The organism is Sphingomonas sp. TF3, from assembly GCF_003985085.1.
Lineage (GTDB): Bacteria > Pseudomonadota > Alphaproteobacteria > Sphingomonadales > Sphingomonadaceae > Sphingomonas.
The window spans coordinates 51,415-72,272 of sequence record NZ_RWKS01000008.1 but is presented as its reverse complement, the minus strand read 5'-3'; the positions used below and the strand labels follow the sequence as shown (position 1 = coordinate 72,272).

At 64.5% G+C, this 20,858-nt stretch carries 18 protein-coding genes; 10 read left to right on the top strand and 8 right to left on the bottom strand.

The features are described from left to right. Positions 1-9 precede the first annotated feature (9 nt). The 9 genes from obgE to EJC47_RS08895 all read left to right on the top strand — a co-directional run bounded on the left by obgE (position 10) and on the right by EJC47_RS08895 (position 11,293). Positions 10-1,053 carry a GTPase ObgE gene (obgE, locus tag EJC47_RS08935; RefSeq protein ID WP_126846969.1) on the top strand — a complete coding sequence of 348 codons (1,044 nt, stop codon included), beginning with the start codon at positions 10-12 and terminating at the stop codon, positions 1,051-1,053. A gap of 9 nt (positions 1,054-1,062) precedes the next feature. Continuing rightward, positions 1,063-2,175, top strand: a complete 1,113-nt coding sequence (gene proB, locus EJC47_RS08930; protein WP_033965051.1) for a glutamate 5-kinase — start codon at positions 1,063-1,065, stop codon at positions 2,173-2,175. 64 nt (positions 2,176-2,239) lie between these two features. After that, a complete protein-coding gene (locus EJC47_RS08925; RefSeq protein WP_126846967.1) occupies positions 2,240-3,145 on the top strand; it encodes an NAD-dependent epimerase/dehydratase family protein in 906 nt (301 codons plus the stop codon). Positions 3,146-3,205: 60 nt separating this feature from the next. After that, positions 3,206-3,448 (top strand): acyl carrier protein, encoded by a 243-nt coding sequence (locus EJC47_RS08920; RefSeq protein ID WP_010185174.1) that lies wholly within the window; start codon positions 3,206-3,208, stop codon positions 3,446-3,448. A gap of 4 nt (positions 3,449-3,452) precedes the next feature. After that, positions 3,453-4,715: a serine palmitoyltransferase gene (gene spt, locus EJC47_RS08915; protein ID WP_126846965.1), complete on the top strand. Its 1,263-nt coding sequence runs from the start codon at positions 3,453-3,455 to the stop codon at positions 4,713-4,715. A 51-nt stretch (positions 4,716-4,766) separates the two neighbouring features. Next, positions 4,767-6,722, top strand: coding sequence for an ATP-binding protein (locus EJC47_RS08910; RefSeq protein WP_126846963.1), 1,956 nt, complete (start codon positions 4,767-4,769; stop codon positions 6,720-6,722). Between the two features lie 90 nt (positions 6,723-6,812). Next, complete coding sequence (gene lptF / locus EJC47_RS08905; protein WP_185867614.1) at positions 6,813-8,024, top strand: LPS export ABC transporter permease LptF; 1,212 nt, start codon at positions 6,813-6,815, stop codon at positions 8,022-8,024. Next, on the top strand, positions 8,021-9,118 hold the full coding sequence (gene lptG / locus EJC47_RS08900; RefSeq protein WP_126846961.1) for an LPS export ABC transporter permease LptG: 1,098 nt from the start codon (positions 8,021-8,023) through the stop codon (positions 9,116-9,118). Before lptF ends, lptG begins: the two co-directional genes overlap by 4 nt. A gap of 90 nt (positions 9,119-9,208) precedes the next feature. Then, positions 9,209-11,293: a catalase gene (locus EJC47_RS08895; RefSeq protein ID WP_185867613.1), complete on the top strand. Its 2,085-nt coding sequence runs from the start codon at positions 9,209-9,211 to the stop codon at positions 11,291-11,293. An 83-nt stretch (positions 11,294-11,376) separates the two neighbouring features. Here EJC47_RS08895 and EJC47_RS08890 read toward each other — a convergent pair whose 3' ends face one another. Continuing rightward, on the bottom strand, positions 11,377-12,477 hold the full coding sequence (locus tag EJC47_RS08890) for a fatty acid desaturase family protein (RefSeq protein ID WP_126846957.1): 1,101 nt from the start codon (positions 12,475-12,477) through the stop codon (positions 11,377-11,379). A 122-nt stretch (positions 12,478-12,599) separates the two neighbouring features. Here EJC47_RS08890 and EJC47_RS08885 point away from each other — a divergent pair, with 122 nt between their 5' ends. Beyond that, positions 12,600-13,757 (top strand): N-acetyltransferase, encoded by a 1,158-nt coding sequence (locus EJC47_RS08885; RefSeq protein WP_126846955.1) that lies wholly within the window; start codon positions 12,600-12,602, stop codon positions 13,755-13,757. 63 nt (positions 13,758-13,820) lie between these two features. Here EJC47_RS08885 and EJC47_RS08880 read toward each other — a convergent pair whose 3' ends face one another. From EJC47_RS08880 to EJC47_RS08850, 7 genes are all read right to left on the bottom strand, one after another. Continuing rightward, positions 13,821-14,075, bottom strand: a complete 255-nt coding sequence (locus EJC47_RS08880; RefSeq protein WP_033965045.1) for a hypothetical protein — start codon at positions 14,073-14,075, stop codon at positions 13,821-13,823. A 182-nt stretch (positions 14,076-14,257) separates the two neighbouring features. Beyond that, the gene (locus EJC47_RS08875; RefSeq protein ID WP_126846953.1) at positions 14,258-15,058 is read right to left on the bottom strand and encodes a transporter; all 801 of its coding nucleotides are present in this window, start codon (positions 15,056-15,058) and stop codon (positions 14,258-14,260) included. A 41-nt stretch (positions 15,059-15,099) separates the two neighbouring features. Next, positions 15,100-15,870 carry an exodeoxyribonuclease III gene (xth, locus tag EJC47_RS08870; RefSeq protein ID WP_010403940.1) on the bottom strand — a complete coding sequence of 257 codons (771 nt, stop codon included), beginning with the start codon at positions 15,868-15,870 and terminating at the stop codon, positions 15,100-15,102. A 30-nt stretch (positions 15,871-15,900) separates the two neighbouring features. Then, a complete protein-coding gene (gene erpA, locus EJC47_RS08865; protein ID WP_126846951.1) occupies positions 15,901-16,242 on the bottom strand; it encodes an iron-sulfur cluster insertion protein ErpA in 342 nt (113 codons plus the stop codon). A gap of 59 nt (positions 16,243-16,301) precedes the next feature. Next, positions 16,302-17,495 (bottom strand): M23 family metallopeptidase, encoded by a 1,194-nt coding sequence (locus EJC47_RS08860; protein WP_010403942.1) that lies wholly within the window; start codon positions 17,493-17,495, stop codon positions 16,302-16,304. 223 nt (positions 17,496-17,718) lie between these two features. Next, positions 17,719-18,189, bottom strand: a complete 471-nt coding sequence (locus tag EJC47_RS08855) for a peroxiredoxin (protein ID WP_126846949.1) — start codon at positions 18,187-18,189, stop codon at positions 17,719-17,721. Continuing rightward, positions 18,186-20,855, bottom strand: coding sequence for a glutamine-synthetase adenylyltransferase (locus EJC47_RS08850; protein WP_126846947.1), 2,670 nt, complete (start codon positions 20,853-20,855; stop codon positions 18,186-18,188). Before EJC47_RS08850 ends, EJC47_RS08855 begins: the two co-directional genes overlap by 4 nt. Positions 20,856-20,858: the final 3 nt, after the last annotated feature.

Genomic DNA, 20,858 nt, shown 5'->3' with positions numbered 1-20,858 from the left:
AGAGCGGTCATGCATTTTCTTGACCAAGCAAAGATCTTCGTCCGGTCGGGCGCGGGCGGCCCCGGTGCCGTCAGCTTCCGGCGGGAGAAGTACATCGAATATGGCGGCCCCGACGGCGGCAATGGCGGCAAGGGCGGCGACATCGTGTTCGAGGCCGTCGCCGGTCTCAACACGCTGATCGACTTCCGCTACACGCAGCATTTCCGCGCGCCGCGCGGGCATGGCGGATCGGGCTCGAACCGCACCGGTGCCGGTGGCGACGACCTCATCATCCGTGTCCCGGTCGGCACGCAGGTGCTGAGCGAGGACAAGGAAGAGGTGCTGGCGGATTTCACCGTTCCCGGCGAGCGCGTCGTGTTCCTGCGCGGTGGCGATGGCGGCCGCGGCAATGCCACCTACAAGACCTCGACCAACCGCGCGCCGCGCCAGCACGGCACGGGCTGGCCCTATCAGGAAATGTGGGTGTGGCTGCGGCTGAAGCTGCTCGCCGATGCGGGGCTGGTGGGGTTGCCCAATGCCGGCAAATCGACCTTCATCAACGCCGTGACCAATGCGCAGGCCAAGGTCGGTGCCTACCCCTTCACCACGGTGCGCCCGCAATTGGGCGTGGTCAGCCGCCACAATCGCGAATTCGTCGTCGCCGATATTCCCGGTTTGATCGAGGGCGCAGCGGACGGGGCCGGGATCGGCGACCGCTTCCTGGGGCACATCGAACGCTGCAAGGTGTTGCTCCATTTGGTCGATGCGACCGAGGATAACCCTGTGGAAAACTACCGGATCGTCCGTGCAGAACTCGACGCGTACGGCGCGGGGCTTGTGGACAAGCCGCAAGTGATCGGCCTCAACAAGATCGACGCGCTCGATCCCGCCGACGTGAAGAAGCTCGTCACCAAGCTGAAGCGCGCGAGCAAGGCCGACGTGCTGCCGATGTCGGGCGCGGGCGGCGCTGGCATTGAGGCAGTTGTCGACCGGCTGATTGAGGTGATCGGCCCGGCCGAAGGTGCCCCCGCGCGCGACGACGACACGCCACCTGGCGAATGGTCGCCTGTTTGAGATAGCGGCATGTTCTCCCCCGCCTCCGCGCCACGCCTGATCGTCAAGGTCGGTTCGTCGCTGCTCGTCGCGCCCGATGGGACGGTGCGGCGGGCATGGCTGGCGAGCCTGGTGGCCGACATCGCCGCACGCGCTCGCCTGGGCCAGGAAATTGCGGTGGTGTCGTCGGGCGCGATTGCGCTGGGGGCGCGGCGGTTGAAGCTGCCCAAGGGCGGCCGCGCCAGCCTGGAAGATGCACAAGCCGCCGCTGCTACCGGGCAGATCGCACTGTCGGGCGTCTGGGCCGAATTGCTAGCAGCAGAGGGGCTGACCGCAGCGCAGATGCTGGTGACGCTCGATGACCTTGAGGACCGCCGTCGCTATCTCAACGCTGCCGCCACGCTCGGGCGACTGCTGTCGCTGGGTGTGGTGCCGGTGATCAACGAAAATGACAGCGTCGCCACCGAGGAAATCCGCTTCGGCGACAATGACCGGCTCGCCGCGCGGGTGGCGCAGGCGGCGGGCGCGCAGGGCGTGATCCTGTTGTCCGACGTCGCCGGACTGTACGACGCCAACCCCAACACCAACCCCGACGCCACGCTGATCCCGCGCGTCGAGCGAATCGATGCGCGGATCGAGGCGATGGCCGATGGCGGATCGGGATCGGGCATGGGATCGGGCGGGATGGTGTCGAAGATCGCCGCCGCGCGCATCGCCACCGCTGCCGGCGCACAGCTCGCGATCGTTTCCGGCCATGCCGAGCATCCGCTCGCCACGTTCGACGCAACCGCGCGTGGTACGGTGTTCGCCGCCGAACGTGCCGCACCCGCGCGCAAGGCCTGGCTGGCGGGCGGACTCACTGCCAAAGGCGAGATCATGATCGACGCAGGCGCGGCGCGCGCGCTGGCCGACGGCAAGAGCTTGCTCGCCGCCGGGGCAACGCAGGTTTCGGGCAGCTTTGCGCGCGGGGACTTGCTGTCGGTCGTCGGGCCGGACGGGCGGACGCTGGCCCGCGGCCTCAGCGAATATGATGCCGCCGACGCCGCCGCGATCACCGGCAAGCGTAGCGACGAACATGCCGCGATCCTCGGCTATGCCCCGCGCGCGGCACTCATCCACCGCAACCATATGGCGCTGGTGTGAAAGTGAGCCTGGCCGTAACCCCTTCCTTGGCGGAGGCCGGGGAAGGACCTGGGGGACAAAAGCTGTGACCATCCTCGCCATCACCGGCGGCACCGGCTTTGTCGGATCGCGGCTGATCGATCTCGCGCTCGCCGCCGGGCATGAGGTGCGGGCGCTCACCCGTCGCCCGCAACCCGCACGGGCTGGCGTGATGTGGATCGAGGGCGCACTCGACACGCCCGCAGCGCTTGATCGGCTGGTAACCGAGGCAGACACGGTGATTCACGTCGCCGGTGTCGTCAACGCACCCGATCGAGCCGGATTTGCCGCAGGAAATATCGCGGGAACGCAAGCGGTCGTCGATGCCGCCGAGCGCGCCGATGCCCGCCGCTTCGTCCACGTCTCCTCGCTCGCTGCGCGCGAACCGGACCTGTCCATCTATGGCTGGTCCAAATATCAAGCCGAGCAAGTCGTCGCCAAGTCCAGCCTCGATTGGGCGATGGTGCGGCCACCCGCCATCTATGGCCCCGGCGACATGGAAATGCGCGACCTGTTCCGCATGGCGAGGATGGGGATCGCGCTGCTTCCCCCGGCGGGCCGCGTATCGGTGATCGAGGTCGGCGATGTCGCTGCCTTGCTGCTCGCGCTTGCCGAGGCAGGCCCCTCCCACGAAATCTACGAACCCGACGATGGCCAACCGGGCGGCTGGAGTTACGCCGAATTGGCCCGCGCGGTTGGTGTCGCGGTCGGCCACAAGGTGCTGCCGGTGGCGCTGCCCAAGGCGATTCTGTCGCTTGCCGCCCATATCGACCAGATATTCCGCGGCAAGGCCGCAAAGCTGACCGCCGACCGCGTCGGCTATCTCTGCCATCCGGACTGGACTGCCTCCCCCTCCAAGCGCCCCGACCCGGCGCTTTGGGTGCCGCAGGTGCCGACGCCACAAGGGCTTGCCGCAACGGCGGCATGGTATCGCGCGAACGGCTTGTTATAGGCGTGCTATAAAGCCGCCGCATTTTGGCGGCACAGCGATACAACACTTCAAGGACCGACCATGAGCGACCGCCAGGCCATTTACGATACCGTCACCGCGCAGATCGAACCCTTCAACAAAAAGGGCGTAACGCTGAGCGACGCGACGACCTTTCAGGGCGACCTCGAATGGGACAGCCTGACCGTGATGGATTTCGTCGCGGCGATCGAGGATGAGTTCGACATCATCATCACCATGAACATGCAGGCGGAAATCGAAACCGTCGGCCAATTGGTCGATGCCGTCGCGAAGCTGAAGGGCTGATCCGATGAGCGATGCCGGCCTTGTGACCGAAAGCCTCCCCGCCGATCCCGCGACGATCGCGCCCGAGCGCGACCTGATGTCGAAGTTCGACGCGCTGATCGCCGAACGCCAGGCGCTGATCGACACCGGCGTGACCGATCCGTTCGCGATCGTGATGGAGCAGGTGAAATCCCCGACCGAGGCCGTCATCGCAGGGCGCGACACCATCCTGCTCGGCACCTACAATTATATGGGGATGACCTTCGATCCCGACGTGATCGCCGCTGGCCACGCCGCGCTCGACCAGTTCGGGTCGGGCACCAATGGCAGCCGGATGCTCAACGGCACCTTCCGCGACCATATCGAGGTCGAGGATGCGCTGCGCGATTTCTACGGCGTGTCGGGCGCGATCGTCTTTTCGACCGGATACATGGCCAATCTCGGCATGATCTCGACGCTCGCGGGCAAGGGCGAATATGTCATCCTCGATGCCGACAGCCACGCCTCGATCTATGACGGCTGCCAGCAGGGCAATGCCGAGATCGTCCGCTTCCGCCATAACAGCGTCGAGGATCTCGACAAGCGGCTCGGTCGCCTGCCCAAGGAGCCGGGCAAGCTCGTCGTGCTGGAGGGCGTCTATTCGATGCTTGGCGACATCGCGCCGCTCAAGGAAATGGTCGCCGTCGCCAAGAAGCACGGTGCGATGGTGCTGAGCGACGAAGCGCATTCGATGGGCTTTTACGGCCCCAATGGCCGCGGCGTGTATGAGGAGCAAGGCTGTGAGGGCGATGTCGATTTCGTCGTCGGCACCTTCTCCAAATCGGTCGGCACCGTCGGTGGTTTCTGCATTTCCAACCATCCGAAGTTCGAGGCGATTCGCCTCGCCTGCCGTCCCTATATCTTCACCGCCTCGCTGCCGCCGTCGGTCGTCGCCACCGCTGCGGCCTCGATCCGCAAGCTCAAGCACGCGCACAAGAAACGGCAGCAATTGTGGGAGAATGCCCGGTCGCTGCATGGCGGCCTGAAGGCGCTTGGCTTCAAGCTCGGCACGGAAAACCCCGACAGCGCGATCATCGCGATCATCCTGAACGACCAGGAACAGGCCGTGGCAATGTGGCAGGCGCTGCTCGAAGGCGGGCTTTACGTCAACATGGCGCGCCCGCCGGCGACCCCGGCTGGCACTTATCTGCTGCGCTGCTCGCTCTGCGCGGAGCATACGCCCGAGCAAATCGCCACGGTGCTGACGATGTTCGCCGCTGCAGGGCGCGCCACCGGTGCAATCGGCTGACCGCCTGTCCGCCGCCTGTTCAAAAATGCTCGCTTGGGCTAAAAAGCTGACATGAGCGGGACAGTGGCCGAGGCAACAGAAGCGGACCCGCCTGGCGCGGCTTGGCGCACCGTCACCTTGGTCGTGGTGGCGGTGCTGGGGGCGCTGGTGCTGGTTGCGCTCAACCTGACGCTTGCCGAGGCGAACCGGCAGCGCGACCGCGCGCTGAAATTGCAGACGCACAGTTATGAGGTGATGATCCTCTCGGCCAATCTGGCCGGGACGATGGCGCATGCCGAGGCGGCGCTGGGCCGCTATGTCATCAGCGCCGATACCACGCTGGGCCAGGCATATTCGGCCGACTGGCAATTGGCCGGGCAGCAATTGGCGCGGCTCGACCAGATCACGCACGACAATCGCGAACAGCAGGTGCTGCTCAAGCAGTTGCGCCAGGCATTCGAAGCGCGGCGCGAGGAATTGTCGCTCACCGCACGCAGCACGCTGTATGGCAAGAACGCCCAGGCGCTCGCACTGTTCTACAAGACCCGCGAATCGCCGTCGCTGACCAAAATCGACACCTTGCTCGACCAGATCGGAACGCAGGAACGCACCCTGCTCGCCAGTCGCACGGGCGACGCGATGAGTTCGGTCGCGCGCTCGAGCGCCATTGCCAGCGCCTTGTCGGTGTTCGGCGTATTGCTCGTGCTCGGGGCGATTGCGCTTGGCTGGCTGACGGTCACGGCACTTGGCCAACGCGCGTCCGCCCGCGCCGAAGCCGAGGCCGAGCGCGACCGCGCGGTCGAACTGGAAGCGGCGGTCGCGCGCGCGTCCGCCGTGCTGCTGGCGCAGGAAAGCAAGCTGCGCCAGGTCCAGAAAATGGAGGCAGTCGGCCAGTTGACCGGCGGCATCGCGCACGATTTCAACAATATGCTGGCGGTCGTTCTGGGCGGTCTCGAACTCGCCAAGCGGCAGATCGATAGCGATCCCGCCGCCGCGCGCCGCCATATCGACAATGCCGCCGACGGTGCCAATCGCGCCGCCGCGCTGACCCGGCAGTTGCTCGCTTTCTCGCGCGAAGAGGCGTTGCGATCGGAGCCGATCGAACCGGTGGCGCTGGTCAAGGGCATGTCCGACTTGCTCGACCGCACGCTCGGCGATGGCATCAAGGTTACGGTCCATGCAGCCAATGACGCGGCATGGCTGGTGCGGTCGGATCGGCACCAGCTTGAAAACGCGGTGCTGAACCTTGCCGTCAATGCCCGCGACGCAATGAACGGGCGTGGCCAGTTGACCATTACCGCTGCCGCGGAGACGCTTGCCGAAGGTGCGGTGGGCACCTGCCGCGCCGGCGAATATGTGGCGCTGAGTGTTGCCGACACCGGCTGTGGGATGACCCCCGAGCTGCTGGAACGTGTGTTCGAACCCTTCTTCACCACCAAGCCCGCGGGCAAGGGCACCGGCCTTGGCCTCAGCCAGGTGTTCGCCTTCGTGCGACAGGCCGAGGGCGAGGTTGGACTTCGCTCGGAAGTCGGACAGGGTACTACGGTTACGATCTATCTCCCGCGCTACGCGGACGGCACCGTCGCTGAGCCGCATTCGGAAAACGCGGCGATCGACGTGCCCGACACCCCGACGCTGGACATCCTTGTCGTGGAGGATGATCCGCGCGTTCTGACCGCAACGATCGGTGCCCTGCGCGAACTCGGACATCGCCCCGTTGCCTGCAGCGATCCGCTTGCGGCTCCGGCAGCGCTCGATGAGCTCGCGCATGTCGACCTGCTGATGTCCGACGTGCTGATGCCGGGGCAAACCGGCCCCGAAATGGTCGCGGCGCTCCAGCATCGCCACACCGATATGGCAGTGCTGTTCGTCACCGGTTATGCGGGCGAAGCCGGTGGTGAGGTCGAATTTGGCGGGCATCACGTCCTGCGCAAACCATTTACCCTCGCCGGGCTCGAACGGGCGATTGCCGCAGCGCTGGACGCGCGATCGGCACGCGCCGCGCCCACCGCCGTCGCTGCGGAATGATTTCGTAGCTGACGGACGGCACACACACCGATATAGCCGCATGATGCGGGTTCCCCCTCCCCTCCGGCCAGAGGCCAGCTTCCTCCCATCATGAAGTCCATCGACCGCTACATGGCCCGATTGATCGCGGTGCCGCTGTTCTCGACACTGGTCATCTTCGCGATGTTGCTGGTGCTCGACCGCATGTTGCGCCTGTTCGATTTCGTGGCGACCGAGGGCGGGCCAGTCAGCGTGGTGTGGCGGATGCTCGCCAATCTGCTGCCCGAATATGTCGGGCTGGGCATTCCGGTCGGGCTGCTGCTCGGAACGCTGCTTGCCTTCCGCAAGCTGGCGACATCCTCAGAGCTCGACGTGATGCGCGCCGTTGGCATGAGCTATCCGCGGATGCTGCGCGTGCCCTATATGTATGCGATCACGCTCGGCCTGCTCAACTTTGCGATCGTCGGCTTTGTGCAGCCCGATGCGCGCTACAATTACGAAAAGTTGCGCTTCGAATTGCGCACCGGCGCGTTGGGCGCGTCGATCAAAGTCGGCGAATTTACCCATTTCGGCAACAACATGACGCTCAGAATCGAGCAGAGCCATGACAATGGCCGCAAGCTCTCGGGCATCTTCCTGCGTCGCGACGACGGCAAGGGCGGCTCGATTGCCGTCACCGCCGCCAGCGGACAATTCTTCGCGATCGACAATCCCGACGAGATCATTTTCCGCCTGAACGACGGAACGCTGATCCGCACCGAAGCGGGCGTTGCGTCGCCGCGCGTCCTGCGCTTCACCGCGTTCAGCTTGCCGATCTCCCTGCCCAAGACCGAAAACTTCCGCATCCGCGGGGGCCAAAATCTTGAGCGGACCTTGCCCGAACTGGTCCGCGTGGGCACCGATCACGGTGCGACCAAGGAGGAACGCGACACCAGCCGTGCGGCGTTCAATTTCCGCACTGCCGAAGTGCTCTCGATCCTGGTGCTGCCGCTGCTTGCCCTCGCGCTCGGCATCCCACCCAAACGCTCGACCTCGGCGCTTGGCGTGTTCCTCGCGATCATCATGATCGTCGCCTATCACAAGGTGAACGAATATGCGCAGGCGGTGGGCGGCCTGGGCAAGATCGATCCAGTGCTGGCGATCTGGATTCCGTTCGCGGTGTTTACTGGGCTGACGCTCTGGATGTTCTACACCATTGCCTTCGTCCCCGGCGGGCAACCGATCGGCGCGCTGGAGCGGGTCTTCTCGAAGCTCGGCAAGGCGATTGGCAAATTGATGCCCGGGCGGCGCGACGCAAACCGATCCAAGGAAGCGGCGGCATGACCGCACTCGACCTTTTCCCCTCGCGCACCGTCGCGCTCTACATGGGCAAGATGTTCCTCACGCGCACCTTCGCGGTGCTGATGATGCTGGTGCTGGTGTTGCAGGCGCTCGACCTGCTGACCGAATCGGGCCACATTCTGGCGCATGCGGGCAATGGCCAGCCCGAGATCCTGCGCTATCTGTCGCTGCGGATCCCTGAAATCATCGCGCAATTTCTGCCTTTCTCGGTGTTGCTGGGCACGATCATCACGCTGTCGACGCTCAACCAGAATAGCGAAGTGATCGCGCTGAAAGCATCGGGCATGTCGGCGCATCAAGTGCTGGCCCCGCTGTTGATCGCCAGTCTCGGCGTTGCCTTCATCTCCTTCACCTTCAACGACCGTATCGTCAGCCGCGCGACCGCCACGCTCGATCAATGGCAGAAGGTCGAATATGGCCCGGTGCCGGTGGACCGGGGCGACCGCACCAATGTGTGGGTGCGCGACGGCGACGACCTGCTGCAAGTCGACCAAGTCCGGGGACGCGGCGATGCGACACGCCTGTCGGGCATTACGCTGTTTGATCGCACCGGCGGCAATCTGGTCGGCATCATTACCGCCAAGACCGGCGTGCGGGTCGCGGGCGGCTGGAAAATCGGCCCGGCAACACGGTTTGACGTTGCGAGCGGGAAGTTGGCGAAGGTCGGAACCGTGGTGATTGGCCGCGATGTGCGGCCCGATCAATTTGCGCTGTCGAACATCGATGCCAATGGACTGTCGTTCGGCGCGCTGCGCGATACGATCGCCGATCTGAAGGCCGGTGGTCGCCCGACCAAGGCGCTGGAGGGTGCAATGTGGCATAAGCTGGCGGGGCCGTTGTCCTCGGTGCTGATGCCGCTGCTGGGTGCGGTCGCTGCCTTTGGCCTGGCGCGGTCGGGCAAGCTGTTCATCCGCGCGGTGATCGGGATGATGCTCGGCTTCCTCTATTTCGTCGCCGACAATTTCGCGCTGGCGATGGGCAATCTTGGGGCCTACCCCCCGTTCCTCGCGGCCTGGGCACCATTCCTGCTGTTCTTCATGATCGGCGAAGCGGTGCTGATCCGCACCGAGGAATAGCCTCGATAAAACGAGCGATCGTCGTATTTAATTCTCGCTCGCCGAAACCCGTTCCGCTTCCAGGCCGTTAGATCCCCGCACAAGGCGAGGATGATCATGACCAACGACACTGCCCTGAACGCCGACACTGGCGGCGAAACCCATCAGGTGGCGGATGACGAACATCCGGTACTGACCACCAACCACGGCATCCCGATCAGCGACAATCAGAATCAGTTGAAGGCGGGTGCACGCGGCCCGGTGCTTTTGGAAGACGAGATTTTCCGCGAGAAAATCAACCATTTCGACCATGAGCGCATCCCCGAACGCATCGTCCACGCCCGCGGCAGCGCCGCGCATGGCTATTTCGAATGCACCGACAGCCTGGCCGACATCACCTGCGCCGACCTGTTCCAGAAAAAGGGCCAGCGCACCGAGGTGTTCGCGCGCTTTTCTACCGTGGCCGGAGGTGCCGGCTCCCCCGACACGCCGCGCGACGTGCGCGGCTTTGCGGTCAAATTCTACACCCGCGAGGGCAATTGGGATCTGGTCGGCAACAACATCCCGGTGTTCTTCATCCAGGATGCGATCAAGTTTCCTGACTTTGTCCACTCGGTGAAAATGGAAGCCGATCGCGGTTACCCACAAGCGGCGTCCGCGCACGATACCTTCTGGGACTTCGTCTCGTTGATGCCCGAGGCCACTCACATGGCGCTGTGGGCGATGTCGGATCGCACCTTGCCGCGCACGCTCGCCAATATGGAGGGGTTCGGCATCCACACCTTCCGCTTCATCTCCGCCGAGGGGAAGAGCACCTTCGTCAAATTCCACTGGAAGCCCAAAGCCGGGCTTGCCTCGACGATCTGGGATGAGACTGTGAAGATCGCCGGTGCCGACCCCGATTTCCACCGTCGTGACCTGTTCGAGCGGATTGGCCGGGGCGATTATCCCGAATGGGAATTGGGCGTGCAATTGTTCGACGAGGATTTCGCCAACAGCCAGCCGTATGACGTGCTCGACGCGACCAAGATCATCCCCGAGGAAGTGCTGCCGGTGCGCATCGTCGGCAAGATGGTGCTCGACCGCTATCCCGACAATTTCTTCGCCGAAACCGAGCAAGTCGCCTTTGTACCAAGCCATGTCGTCCCGGGCATCGGCTTCTCCAACGATCCGCTGCTGCAGGGGCGCCTGTTCAGCTACACCGACACGCAATTGTCGCGGCTCGGTTCGGTCAATTTCCACCAATTGCCGATCAACGCGGCCAAGGGGCGCGAAGGTTGCCCGTTCCTGAACCAGCAGCGCGATGGACACATGCAAATGCAAGTGCCCAAGGGCCGGGCGAATTACGAGCCCAACAGCCTGGCCAAAGCGGGCGAACCCGGTGGCGCGCGCGAGGACCCGGAAAACGGGTATAAGACCTTCCCGGCGGACGAAGACGGGCAGAAGCTGCGGATCCGGCCGGAAAGCTTTGCCGACCATTACAGCCAGGCGCGGCTGTTCTTCCGCTCGGTGGACCCGGCCGAGCAAGCGCATATTGCCTCGGCCTTCGTGTTCGAACTGTCGAAGGTATCGATCGAGCATATCCGCACCGCGATGATGGCGAATCTGCGCAACGTTGATGAGGATCTGGCGCAGCGAGTCGCCGACGGCTTGGGCATGAAACTGCCCAAGGCGTCCACCACGGCGGCACCGGTGCTCGATATGGAAACCTCGCCTGCCCTCCGCATCATTCGCGGCCCGCTGGAGAAAGCGACGCTCGAAGGGCGGACGGTCGGCATTCTGTTCGCCGATGGCAGCGATGCGGGCGAGCTCGACCAAGTGACCAAGGCAGTAAAGGCCGCTGGCGGTCACCCGCTGACCATCGCGCCGAAGGTCGGCGCGGTCAAACTGTCGGACGGCAGCACGGTAAAGGCCGATGCGCAATTGGCCGGCCAGCCCTCGGTGACGGTCGACGCCTGCGCGGTGGTGCTGTCCAAGGAGGGCTGCGCGATGCTGCTCAAGGAAGCCGCCGCGGTCCAGTGGGTGATGGACGCCTTTGGCCACCTCAAGGCGATCGGTGCCTCCGCTGCGGCACAACCGCTGCTGGACAAGGCCGGGGTCGAGGCGGACGAAGGCATCACCGATCTCGGCGGCTTCGTCGAAGCCGCCAAGCGCCGCTATTGGGACCGCGAGCCGAAGGTGCGCACCCTCGCTTAAACGTTGCCTGAAATGCAAAACGGCTGCTGCAAGGGATCTTGCAGCAGCCGTTTTCGCATGTGGCAGGGATCAGGGCACCGGGCCTAGGCCCGGCGCGCCATCGTGCTGCGCACCAGCCGTGCAACCAGGCCCGGCAAGCCGGCATAGTTCGCTTTGTGATACGGCGATTCGACGCCCAGAGCGGCGCTCAGGCGGCGATGCGCCTCAAGCAGGTGATGATAGGGCACGCCCGGCAGCAAATGGTGCAGCGCGTGAAAGCGCAAGCCGACCGGTGCCCAGAGCAGCGGCAAGGTGGCGGGCGGCGGCACATTGACCGAATCGAGATATTGCGCGGTGACGGTCATCACCTCGCCGTCATTGTCCCACAGATGCGCGACCAGCGTGCGCACCTGGTTGAGCACATAGACGCCCGAAGTGATCGCCAGCAGAATCGCGAACTTGCCGAGCGGAAATACCCCGGTCGCGACAAGTACAACCAAGGTGATCGCCCAGGCGCTGCACGCGGCCTCCAGCCAGCGCCACTGCGCGGCCGCCGCGCCCTCTGGCATGCGACGCCGGAAGGACGGATTGATCGACAGCGACGAATAGCGCTCGATCAGAATGCGGCGCATGCCGGGGATAACCAGCGACAGCGGCGTCAGCACGGCATAGCGCACCAGCAACGCGACCGGCGCGAGCATCGAGGTCAGGATGAACACCGGCAACGTCCACGGCTTCATCGATGCCAGCGGGAGATATTCCGGGTCCTCGCTCGTGCCATAGCGCGTGCGTGCGTGATGCAGATTGTGGACGCCTTCATACATGAACGAGGGCACCAGCAACGGAACGCCCGCAATGAGGTTCCAGCCGAGGCGGAAGCCCGGCAGCGCGGTATGCCGGATGTGCGTCACTTCGTGAATGAAGCTGCCCGCGCGATACAGCGCCAGCACCGCAACCACACCCGCCACGATCGCCCATCCGATCGATTCGACGCTCAGCGCGACCGCAAGCGCGCCATAGCCGATCGCGGACGAGACGAGCAGGTCGGTCCAATAGATCGCCGGGTTGGGCGCGTTCAAATCGCGAGTCAGTTCCGCCGCAGTACGCAGCATCGCCTTGTCATCGGCAATCGTCGACAATCGCACGCACGGTGCGATGTCAGCGGGCACCACAGCGTCGCGCTGCAGGGAAAGCGAAGTGTTCATGGAGTGCGCCATTGCAGGAAGATAGTGGCTAGATGGTGGCAGCAACAGGGGGTTAGTGGCACGCTTGACACCAGCCGCTGCACGCGAGACTGCTCGCTCGCTTTCCTTGAGGTGACCTGCCCGTGGCCAACGCTCCGCTTTCCATTCGCCCGATCGACAGCAAAGCCGATCGCAAGCGCTTCGTCGACCTGCCCTTCCGCTTATACGCCAACGATCCCAACTGGGTGCCGCCCCTGAAAGGCGAAGCGCTCGGGCTGATCACCCCCGCCAAGAACGGCTGGTTCAGCCATGCCAAGGCACAACTGTTCCTGGCCGAGCGCGACGGCAAGGTGGTCGGTCGCATTTCCGCGCATATCGACACGCTGGCGCTGGAGATGGATCCGGCCAAGGGCTTCGGCCCCGGTTGCGGCCAGTTCGGCCTGCTCGACGCCGAGGATGGGGATATCGCAAAGGCGCTGATCGCCACTGCCGAAGGATGGCTGCGCGACCAGGGGATGACGCGGGTGCTGGGCCCGATCAGCATGTCGATCTGGGAAGAGCCCGGCCTGCTGGTCGAGGGGTTCGATCACCCGCCGACGATCATGATGGGCCATGCCAAGCCCGAATATCGCGGCTGGATCGAGGCGGCAGGCTATACCCAGGTCAAGGAATTGCTGACCTATGAGCTTGATATCACCAAGCCGTTTTCGCCGCTGCTGCAGCGAATCATCGCCTCGGGCGAGAAAAACCCGCGCATCCGTATCCGCAACGTCGACAAGACCAAGTTCGACGAAGAAGCCGCCATCATCCTGACGATCCTGAACGATGCCTGGTCGGACAATTGGGGCTTCGTGCCGTTGACGCCGCCCGAGATCAAGGATGTCGGCGTCAAGCTGAAGCCGATCGTGTTCAACGACTTGATCCGCATTGCGGAAGTCGACGGCAAGCCGGTCGCCTTCATGATCACGCTGCCCGATCTCAACGAGGCGATCATGCCGCTCAGGGGCAATTTGCTGCCGTTCGGCTGGGCAAAGCTGCTGCTGTGGCTGCGTCGGCCGCGCGTAAAAACGATGCGCGTGCCGCTGATGGGGGTGCTGAAAGAGCTGCAATCCTCGCGCCTGGCAAGCCAGCTCGCCTTCATGATGATCGAATATATCAAGCAGGCGTCGGTCGCCAATTATGGAGCCACGCGCGGCGAGATCGGCTGGATCCTGGAAGACAATCAAGGCATGCGCTCGATCGCCGAAGCGATCGAATGCACGATCAACAAACGCTACTGGATCTACGGCAAGACGCTGTAGCGCCCGTGCCTGCCGCCGGGGTGCGGTGCCGCGCAGGATCGCGGCACCGAAACCCCGTTGCGCTCACCGCTTGGCGAGCGGATCGAAACCGTCTTGGCTGATCCAGTCCTGCCGCGTCTTGCAAATTTTATGGGACAGGTGCGAGCCGGTAACGGTATCCACCACGCAGTATTTCTGCGCGGCCTTTTCGCTCGGCGCACGCTGGGTCGATCCCACTGGCTGGCTTTCGGCAGCAACGGGCTTGGCATCGCGTGCAACGACGGGCGATGCGGTGACGCTCAGCAAGGCGCTCGAGGCAATCAGGAAAAGGGTGGTCATGGTCGGTCCTCCGCTAGATCGGCGGGTTCCGGTGGTCGGCCCGCAACCGTGTTAGTGCATTACTCATGCCAAACACTGAAAGGACGTATTTTCAGAGACTTATCGATATTATTGAACCGGAAATGAATAGCAAAGCCCGCCAACTTTCGGGAACTCGTCCGATTTGATGGGATGGGCACGGGTCAGAAGCGCCGCGAAATCCCGACATAAAGTTCCATGTCCGGTGCCGCGCGATTGAGGCCAGCGACCGCGCCCACGTCGAATTGCAGATCCTTCCTCGCCTTCCACGCGAGTGAAGCGGATCCGAGCACTTGTGTGGTCTTTTCCTCGGGATCCTCGTCCCGTAGCACCTGACTATCCAGCGTGAAGGTCAGGTGATGCGGCAGTTTCACCCCGACACCGACAACTTCCGAATAGGCGATATGGCGACCATGGCCGCTGAGATTGACGGCGGCATCGACCTCGCTGGTGGTGACCAAGTTCACCGTTTTGCTCAGATCCAAGGTCGCGGGGACGATGACGCCCGCGCCCCAATCGCCCGCCCCCACCGGCGTGCGGCCAACCGGCATGCTGACGAAGGGCTGCACCGCAATCGACGCCCCATTGCCGTCGGGATGCAGCAGATTCGCCTTGAACCCCAGCGTCGCATCGCCAACCCGCCCGGCATTTTCGACAGCCTGGGTCGCCTTGTCGCGGGTGCGGACATGGCCATAGGGCGTCCAGCCGAATTGCGCCTCAATCGTATCGGTGACGCCCACCCGCACGAACGTGTCCGCCAGCAACACCGTATCGGTGCGCCGATCGGGCTGATTGTCGAGCGTCCAGTCGGTGATCGCGGTTTCGACCGAGACGTGCTTCGGCGCGATCGTGCATGCGGTCGTGCCCAGGCTTGGCCGGGTCGGGCAATAGCTTCGGTCCTCGGCGCGTGCCACACCCGGCACCAGCATCGCGATGGCCGCCAATCCCCCGTAGCGTAACTTCATGCAGCATCCTCCGCACGACCTCCGTGCGGGTCGTTGCGGATCTAACGCAGTTCTACCCAAGTGGGTGCATGGTCGCTTGCTTTTTCGCGCCCGCGATAGGCCTTGTCGACGCTCGCATCGATCAGACGGTCGGCCGCGACCGGGCTCAGCAGGAGGTGATCGATGCGGAAACCGGCGTCACGCTGCCACGCACCCGCCTGATAGTCCCAGAAGGTCCACACGCCCCCGCCGGGATGCCGCGTGCGCAATGCATCGGTCCAGCCCTGCGCGAGCAATGCGCGGAAGCCCGCCCGGCTTTCGGGCTGCATCAACGCATCGTCCTGCATTGCCCGCACCGAATAGGTATCGTCATCATTGGGAATGACGTTGTAGTCGCCCGCCAGCACGACCGGCGTTTCCTCCGCCAGCAAGTCGCGCGCGCGCGCCGCCAAGCGGTCAATCCAGCGCAGTTTATAGTCGAATTTGGGCCCCGGTTGCGGATTGCCATTCGGCAAATAGAGCGAAGCGATTGTCACACCGTTCACCTCGGTTTCGAGATAGCGGCTGTGATCGTCCTCGGTTTCGCCCGCCAGGCCGCGTTGTCGCTCGATCGGGTCCTGCCCCTTGGCCAGCACCGCCACGCCGTTCCAGCTCTTCTGCCCGTGCCACACCGCGCCATATCCCGCCGCGCGGATATCCGCCTCGGGGAAGGTTTCGTCGCTGGTCTTGAGCTCCTGCAGGCACACCACATCGGGCTGCTGTTCGGCGAGATATTCCAGCAGGCGCGGCAAGCGCGCCTTGATGCCGTTGATATTGTAGGTAACGATCTTCACGCGGCAGCGCCCCTTTGTCCGGGGCGGACGTTACACCGAGAAGCTGGAACCGCAACCGCAACCCGACGCGGCGTTGGGGTTGGTCACCTTGAAAGCGGCACCACCGAGTTCCTCGACATAATCCACAGCCGACCCGCGCACGAGATCGAGGCTGATCGAATCGACCACCAGGCGGACGCCGTCATGCTCGGCAATCGCATCATCGGCCTCGACCGATTCGGCAAAACCGAATTTATACTGGAACCCCGAACAGCCGCCGCCATCCACCGAAAGGCGCAAAATCGCGGGCTTGCCCTGTTTCGCCGCAATCGTCGCAACGCGCGCCGCAGCGGAGGGAGTCAAGATGATGTCGGGGGCGAGGATAGCATCCATGCGCAAGAGATAGGCGCTCGCGCCAGGATCGGCAACCGCACGCGGCCTATTACGCCCGATCAGTCCGCCGCAGCCGGGCCGCCCACCGCCACCGGAATGGTGTGGATCGAGCGATCCTGCGCCGCCAGCAGATAATCGGCGGTTTGCAGGAACGGCACCGGGTTCACCGCATGGCCATCGATCCGCACTTCATAATGCAGATGCGGCCCGGTCGAACGCCCGGTCGAGCCCATCAACGCGATCAACTGACCACGATGCACGCGCGTGCCCGCTTCCACCAGGATCTTGGACAGATGCCCGTACCGGGTCTGGATACCCTTGCCATGGTCGAGCTCGACCAAATTGCCGTAACCGCCCGAACGCTCGGCGCGATCGACCATGCCATCGGCAGTCGCGTAGACCGGCGTGCCAACTGGCCCGGGGATATCGACCCCGGCATGCATTGCGGCGGTCCCGCGGAATGGATCGGAACGGATGCCGTAATTGCTGGTGAATGCCAGATGCTCGACCGGCTGCGCCGATGGAATGGCGATAACGCCATGCTCCAGCGTATCCAGCTTCTTCCAGGTCATGAACAGCGACCGGAACTGGGTGTCGGCGCGCAAATCGGCCTCTGCCGCAGCGCTATCCGCCGCTTCGAACGGGCCGCCCATGGCGGGCTGGCGCGGCATCAGGCGCTCCGGTGCCAGGCCAAGGCTGCGGACATGCGCGACGGCGCGGACAAATCGCTGCTCGGCGACACGCTGCGCGCGCGCGGCGACCGCAACTTGCTGCTGCTCGACCTTCTTGAGCGGTGCGACAACGTCAGCGGCCAGGGCATCCGCCTTGGGGTCGATCGTCGGCGTTGGCTGCGACAGCGCGGCGACATCACCCTTGCCGGAAACGACCGCAACCAGCAGCGCCTGGCGCTGTTCGACGCGCTTGGCGTGTGCCTGCGCGGCAGCTTTGATCGAGGCGACATCGGCCTGCATCTTGCGGACGCGGACCTGCATCTGGGCGACCTTGGCTTCGGGCGACAGCGGCGCACCGACGATGCCCGTCATCGCGACCGCACCAACGGCGGCTTGCGCCACGCCATAGGCCGAGAAGCACAGCGTAACGCCGGCAACACCCGCCATCGTGGCCTGTGCGCGCGCGCCGAGGCTGAAGCGCTTCAGGTCGCGCCCATCATGAAAGATAAAGTCGCGGGTCTTGAAATAGGCCTTGAGGCGCGACACCAGCCGCACGCCAGACGCAATCGAAATTGAGTTCATGTGACCCCGGCGACCTATTTTTATGCGAATGCCGGAAAACGCCAGCGCCCGCCCCTCTATCGCCCGTATACAGCCCCCCTGTATCCGGACGGGCAGTGTGTGACGGAGTTTGTGACACTCGGGCAAGGCCTTCCGCCACGGGTCACGTTGAAGCGGCTGATCGTTGCGCCGAGTCGTTGCGCAAATCGCTAAGGCTATCCGTAAAGCCCCCGAATCGAATCGATCAGCCGAGCGCGCGGACCGCCTCGAGCACGTCGACGACATGCCCCGGCACCTTCACCTTGCGCCAATCGCGAACCAGAATCCCTGCTGCATCGAACAGGAAGGTGGAGCGATCGATTCCCATATAGGTCTTGCCGTATAACTTCTTTTCGACCCACACGCCGAACGCCTGCATCGCCGCATCGCTATCGTCGGTGGCCAGCGGCACCGTCAGATCGTATTTGTCGATGAACTTCTGGTGCTTGGCCGGCGTATCCCGCGAAACGCCGAGAACGGCCGCCCCCAGCGCCTGAAATTCTGCATAATGGCTGCTGAAATCCTGCGCTTCGCGCGTGCAGCCCGAAGTGTCGTCCTTGGGGTAAAAATACAGGACAAAGATCTTTCCGACATAGTCGCGCAGGTTGAGGCGATCTCCGCTCGGAGTGGCAAGCTCAATAGCAGGAAGCGTCCCGCCTTCCTCGATGATCGTCACGGTTCCACACCCTCCACATCCGCCAGCCAGATGGCAACCTCCTGCCGGGTCGTTTCGAGCGATGCAAGAACCTCGGCCCAGTCCGCCAGCCCCAGCGCGCGCGCGACCAGGCCCTGGGTAGCCGACCGCGGCGGCTGGGCGTCGGGCGCGACCAGCCGCAGCGTGACGAGCAGCCGCGTCAGGAAATCATGTGCCGCGAGCATCTCAGACGGGGCCCGCCCTGCCGCGATCAACGCCGCAATCGCGACGCGCAAATTGGGATCGAGGCCAAGGCCGCTCTCAAGTTGCACCATATGGACCGCGAATTCGAGGTCGACCAAGCCGCCGGGCAGCAGCTTTGCATCGAGCGGCCCGAGCGGCGGCTTGTGCGCCGCCATTTCCGCGCGCATCGCGATCGCGTCAGCCACGACGTTGCGCACCGGACGATCGCCGCGCAGCACGTCCCCGATCACCGTTTCGACGGCGGCGCGCGCGGCGGGCGATCCGAACACCGGCCGCGCCCGCGCCAGCGCCATATGCTCCCACGTCCACGCGTTTTCGCGTTGATAGCGTGCAAACCCTTCCAGCGAGACGCTGAGCGGGCCCTGCGTGCCCGATGGCCGCAAGCGGGTATCGATCTCATAGAGCGGCCCCGAGGCGGTCGGCACCGAGAGCGCGGCGCTGATGCGCTGCGCCAGACGGTTGTAATAGAGCACCGCGCCGAGTGGCTTGGGTCCGTCGGACTCGGCGAGATGATCTCCGGTGAAGAGATAGATGAGATCAAGGTCAGAGGCGTGGGTCAGCGCGCCGCCGCCCATCCGCCCAAGCGCCAGGATGATCAGCTCGCTGCCCGGCACCGTGCCGTGCGTGCCCGAAAATTCGGTGATCGTCGCCTCGGCAAGGACCCCGATCGCCGCTTCTGCCACACGCGCATAGCCCGCAGAAACCGCGAGCGGATCCGACACACCCGACACGATCTGCGTGCCCAGGGCGAAGCGCTTCTCCCCAACAACGCGCCGCACGTGATCGAGCCGTCCCTGATAATCCGCACCGGCCGACATTTCGGCGGCAAGCGTCGCGAGATCGGCCACCGGATCCAATGCGGTTGCGTCGATCAACCCGTCGAACAATTCGGGCCGCCGTGCCAATTCTTCGGCCAGCGTTACGGCATGGCTGAGAATGAGGCCCAGCAACCGCGCCAGTGCAGGCCGCGCCTCCAGCAACCGGAAGAAATTGACCGCGCTCGACAGCCGCGCCAGCATCCGGTCCAGCCGAACGATCGCGCCTTGCGGGTCGGGGGCCTTGCCCAGCGCGGCAACGAGGGCCGGCAAAACCGCCTCGAGCGCGGTGCGCGCCGCCGGGCTGCGCAAAGCGGGGTACGTGCCGCTTCGCCACTGCTCGATGCGCTGCCTCGCCACATCGCCATCACCGAAACCGGCCTGGCTGAGCTGCGCCAAAAGGTGGTCCCGGTCGAAAGACAAAGCATCGCCGTCTTCGGGATCCAGCGCATCATAGCTTGCCGCAGTCGCCAGAACATGCGGCCGCAACAGGTCCAGAAGGGCGTTCGCGTCCTCGAGTCCGTGCAACTTCGCGACGCCATCGAGCGCTGCGCCCGTCGGCAAATGGTGCGTCTGGCGATCGTCGATCATTTGCACGCGATGTTCGATCGTGCGAAACAGCGTGTAGGCGCGCACCAGCGCCGCCGCTTCCGCAGCATCCACCCAGCCCGCCGCCGCCAGCGCCCCCAATGCATCCCGTGTTGCCGGAACGCGCAGCGCCGGATCGCGCCCGCCGTGGATCAATTGATGAATTTGCGCGAAGAATTCGACCTCGCGAATACCGCCGCGTCCGCGCTTGAGGTCAAAGCCTGGGCCGAACGCTTGCCCGCGCGCATGATGATCGCGGATTCGGCGCGAAATGCCGCGGATTTCGCCGATCGCGCCGAAATCGAGCGCACGCCGCCATACGAACGGCTTAACCGCTTCGAGAAAACGGGTCCCCAGTGCGATGTCACCTGCTGCCGCCCGCGCCCGGATAAAGGCCGCGCGCTCCCACGGCAGTGCCAACGATTCGTAATAGGAAAGCGCCGCATCGACAGACAAAGCGATCGGCGTCACCTCCGGCGACGGGCGCAGGCGCAAATCGACGCGCAGGACATAGCCATCGCCGTCCCGCGCCTGAAGGATCTCGACCACCCGCTTGCCGATCCGAACGGCCGCTTCTTCCGGCGCTTCGCGGGGCCGGCACGGCAGCGTTGCCGGGTCGAACAGCAGGATCGGATCGATGTCGGACGAATAATTCAGTTCCCGGCTGCCCTGCTTGCCCAATGCGATCGCGGTGAAGCCCTGCACGGGGGCGTCCGGCGTGCGCTCCGCAATCGCGGTGACGATCGCGGAATCGAGCGCTCGATCGGCAAAATCGGACAGGGCGTGTGTCACCGCCGTCAAATCGTCGCATCCGGCGAGATCGCCGATCGCCACGCGCAGCGCGAGCCGCCGTCGCTCGAGCCGTAGGCGTCGTGGCGTCGGCATGTCGGCGAGATCGCGCGCCAGGCGATGAAGCTCGGGCAGGACGCCATTTTCCAGCATCGCCGCCATCTCCGGCTCGCGCTGCAACAGCATGCTCAAAAACGACGACCATTGTCGCGCGCGGGCAACGGCATCGATGATACGCGGGTCGAAAAGCATGTC